This is a genomic window from Streptomyces roseochromogenus subsp. oscitans DS 12.976 (genome assembly GCF_000497445.1).
Lineage (GTDB): Bacteria > Actinomycetota > Actinomycetes > Streptomycetales > Streptomycetaceae > Streptomyces > Streptomyces oscitans.
In genome coordinates, this window is sequence record NZ_CM002285.1 from 5,666,489 (window position 1) to 5,668,524 (window position 2,036).

Consider the following 2,036-nt stretch of genomic DNA (forward strand, 5'->3'; position numbering starts at 1 on the left):
GCCGCGCGGGGCCGTCGCACCGGAGGTGCTCGCCCGCGCCGACGGCGAGATCGAGGCGGCCCGGCTGCTCCTGGGCGCCGCCGCGGACCGGGCGGACGCGGCCGGCCTGGGGCCGGACGCGGTGGCCCGCAACCAGCGCGATGCCGCCCTGGCCGCGGAGTTGTGCACGACCGCGGTGGACCGCCTGTTCCGCGCCGGCGGCACCCGGGTCCACTTCGACGGCGACCCCCTCCAACGCGCCTGGCGCGACCTCACCACCGGTGCCTCACACGCCACTCTCGCCTTCGGCACGGCTGCGGCGGCCTTCATGGCGGAGCGGACGGCGGCCTTCGAGGCGGGGGAAGCGGCCGCCTCGGGGTGGGGTGCGGATGGTGGTACGGCCATCCCGGCCGGCACCTCCTTCCCCACCGGAGACTCCCGATGACCAACGCCCACCCCCACCGCGCTCCCCATCAGCACAGTGACCCCGGCTCCACCGCCCGCCCCACCTGCTGCCCCCTCCTCCGCCCCCACCCGCAGTCCCACCCCGCCCGCATAGCCTTCTTCGACGTGGACCACACCCTCACCACCGTGACGACCCCCGCCCTCTTCTGGGAGTACTGGTCCACCGCCGCGCGCACCGCGCCGTTGGCCGCCGGGCGGGCGTTGCCGGCGGCGGCCGGGGTGGCGCGGGAGGAGCGCAACCGGGACTACTACCGGCTCTTCGCCGGTGTGCCCGCCATGGAGTTGGGGCGGGCCGGGGCCCGTTGGTACGGCGGTTTCCGGGTGACCGCGCAGCCCTTCCTTCCCGCGCCGCTCGCCGCGCTGCGCGCGCACCGGGCGGCCGGTGATCTGGTCGTGCTCGTGTCCGGCGCGCCGCGGGCCTGCCTGCTGCCGCTCGCCCGCGACCTGGGAGCCGGGCTGGTGCTCGGCTGTGAGCAGCTGACGGACAGGTGGGGCCGGCTGACCGGCGAGATCACGCGGCCGATGATCGGCGCCGCCAAGGCGGACGCGGCGGCGGAGGTGATGGCACGGCACGGTGCCGATCCGGCGGACTGCCATGCGTACGGGGACCACAGCTCGGATCTGCCGCTGCTCCGGCTGTGCGGGCACCCCACGGTGGTGGGGGACGATCCCGTGCTGGCCGGGCACACGGAACGGGATGGCTGGGAGCGGCTCCCCGGCGTCGAGAGTCTCGTTCGAATCCGCAAATAACATACCGTTGAGAAGGTATGTTGTTCCTGCCGGGTGACACACAGACGGGGAGGGTTAGGGAGGTCAGGGTGAAACAGGAACGGGCCATCAGAACGCGCGAGCGGATCCTCGACGCGGCGGCCCAGGAATTCGCCGCGCAGGGCTACGGCCGCACCACCATGCAGACCGTGGCCGAACGCATCCGGCTGACGAAGGGCGCCCTCTACGGCCACTTCACCAGCAAGGAGCAACTCGCGGCCGAACTCGTGCGCCAGGCAGGGCAGTCCTGGCGCCAGGTGACAGACGCGTCGCGCAGGCCGGGGATCCCGGCCGCGTCCGCGCTGCGCCGGCTGCTCGCCGGGCTGGCCCGCCGGCACCACGAGGAACCGCGGTTCCAGGCGGTTTTCCGGATCCTCGCCGAGCAGCCCGACGGCCCCTTCGCACAGCCCGGCTTCGCACAGGAACTCCTCGGCGGACTCACCGAGGAGTTCCGGCACGCCCAGCAGGCCGGTGTCGTCCCCAGGTGGACCTCGGCCGAGGGGCTCGCCCGGCTCTCGGTCGGGGCGATGCTGCTCGCCAGCCACGCGGGGGTCGGCGGCCCGGACGCCGCCGGCGCCGTACGGGACGACGTCGAACTGCTCTGGGACATGGTCGAGGCACTGTGCCGCGATCGCGAGCCGCCTGCGGCCTGACGCCCCCTCACCGAGGGCCGGTGCGCGAGCTCCGAACGGAGGCCCGCACCGGCAACACCCCTTGGGATACGCGTTCCCAGACGGCTGCCCGAACAGCGGCAGCCCCGGCCGGCACACGGCGAATCCTGCCGACCGGGGCCGAACGGCGCCGTACGGGACGACGTCGAACTG

General features: G+C 74.4%; 2 protein-coding genes and 1 pseudogene. All 3 read left to right on the forward strand.

Annotated elements, in window-relative coordinates:
• A pseudogene (locus M878_RS94750) lies at nucleotides 1-424 on the forward strand (oxidoreductase); the annotation flags it as partial.
• The gene (locus M878_RS74190; protein ID WP_023549829.1) at nucleotides 421-1,194 is read left to right on the forward strand and encodes an HAD-IB family hydrolase; all 774 of its coding nucleotides are present in this window, start codon (nucleotides 421-423) and stop codon (nucleotides 1,192-1,194) included. The pseudogene M878_RS94750 and the gene M878_RS74190, both read left to right, overlap by 4 nt.
• A 68-nt stretch (nucleotides 1,195-1,262) precedes the next feature.
• On the forward strand, nucleotides 1,263-1,865 hold the full coding sequence (locus M878_RS000000100150) for a TetR/AcrR family transcriptional regulator (RefSeq protein ID WP_023549830.1): 603 nt from the start codon (nucleotides 1,263-1,265) through the stop codon (nucleotides 1,863-1,865).
• The last annotated feature ends 171 nt before the right edge of the window (nucleotides 1,866-2,036 follow it).